This window comes from Brevibacterium sp. 91QC2O2 (assembly GCF_024580695.1).
Classification (GTDB): Bacteria; Actinomycetota; Actinomycetes; order Actinomycetales; family Brevibacteriaceae; genus Brevibacterium; species Brevibacterium moorei.
On record NZ_JANIJY010000049.1, the window covers coordinates 1 to 1,567 of the forward strand.

At 60.6% G+C, this 1,567-nt stretch carries 2 protein-coding genes; both read left to right on the forward strand.

All coding sequences use genetic code 11. The features are described 5' to 3' along the window. Positions 1-431 (forward strand): hypothetical protein (locus NQ036_RS15345; protein ID WP_257059993.1); only part of this gene is annotated, 431 nt, incomplete at its 5' end. A 59-nt stretch (positions 432-490) separates the two neighbouring features. Continuing rightward, entirely contained in the window at positions 491-1,528 is a 1,038-nt protein-coding gene (locus tag NQ036_RS15350; RefSeq protein WP_257059995.1) for a DDE-type integrase/transposase/recombinase, read from the forward strand. Positions 1,529-1,567 lie beyond the last annotated feature (39 nt).

The following is a 1,567-nucleotide window of genomic DNA, read 5'->3' on the forward strand; positions in this document are numbered from 1 at the left end:
CCCTGCTTGGCAGACTGGTTGTGAACCGTCTTGATGAAGGAGTCCCCCAGGTGAGTGTTGTGAGTATCCCGCCGCAGGAGTTCACAGTTGAGCAGAAGCGTGAACTGGTGTTGGAGTATGCCGAGACCCGTTACGGTGACAAGCAGGCATTGTTAGAAGAACGTGGTGTCCCGTGGCATGTGTTCCGCCGATGGCGGGCGGCGATGGCCGATGGTGACCTGGCTTCCGGAAAGGTTCCCCGTCAGACTGGACGTATGGCTGAGAATGATGTCGCAGAGATCCGCCGGCTCGAGGCAGAGAACGCGAAGCTGCAGAAACGGCTCGAACGCGCCGAAGCTGATCGCGATCGCATGGAGAAGGCCGCTGATGCGTTGGGAAAAGCTATCGACGTCATGCGCGAGCGTGGCGTCGCCTCCGACAAGGACGCCTGAGCCTTCCCACCCCCGAGCAAGCCACTTATGACGCGGGCCTGGCCATCGAAAACCAGCTGTTGGATACTCTCACAGGCGACGGGATGCTCTCGAAGAACAAGGCGATGGGCTTGATCGGGTTGTCCAAGTCCGCAGCCCATTACCGGTCCAAGCCCCGTCCTCGGGTCGCCGAACCTCTCCCGCATTCCCAGCGGACTCATCCGGCCAAACTAGACCAGGCCGAGGTGGCTTCCATCGTTGAGTTGCTCACGGCCTCACAGGTGAGTGTGGAGCAGACCTACTACGCTCACCTTGACGCCGGGGAGTACCTGGGGTCGATGTCCACGTTCCACCGCATCGCCCGCCGCTGCGGGATCGGGATGAACGCTACTGGGCCTGGTCGCCGCCGCGGTGCCAAACCCGATACCGGCAAGAAGAAGACCCCGGTGCTGTGTGCCCGGGCGCCGGATGAGGTGCTGTGCTGGGATATTTCGTTCCTGCCCGGTTATTACCGTAATCAGCACTATGCGTTGTATCTGGTCATTGACCTGTACTCCCGTAAGATCATGGGCTTCACGATTCAACCGTCAGAGAACAAGTATGTGGCTCGTGACTTGATCGAATCGATCCTGGACACCACTGCTCCGGCGACGAAGACGGTGCACAGTGACAATGGTGCGGCGATGACCTCCACACTGATGAAAACCATGCTCACCAAACACCAGGTGGCCCAGTCCCTGATCCGTCCCGGAGTCAGTAACGACAATGCCCAGATGGAGTCTGTGTTCCGCACTGTGAAGTACGGGCCCACCTACCCCGAAGCCTTCGACACGATCGACGATGCCAACACCTGGTTCACCAGTTTCGTCGAGGCCTACAATCGCCACCCTCATACCGGGCTGAACGGCTTCACTCCCCTGCAGGTTCACACAGGAGTCTGGGAAACCGTTCTGACGGCCAGGCAAGCCACCATGGACGGCGCCTATGCCAGGACCCCGCGCCGATTCCGGACCCGCCCCACGGTCAAAGCGCCGCCGGCTCAGGCCAGCCTCAACCTCGGCCACACCACAAGCAAGAACCACACCAGTCCCAGCGTCGTCGAACTCGTCGGCGCCTAGCCCACCCATTACCGGTTCACACCAGATTGACAACCAGCG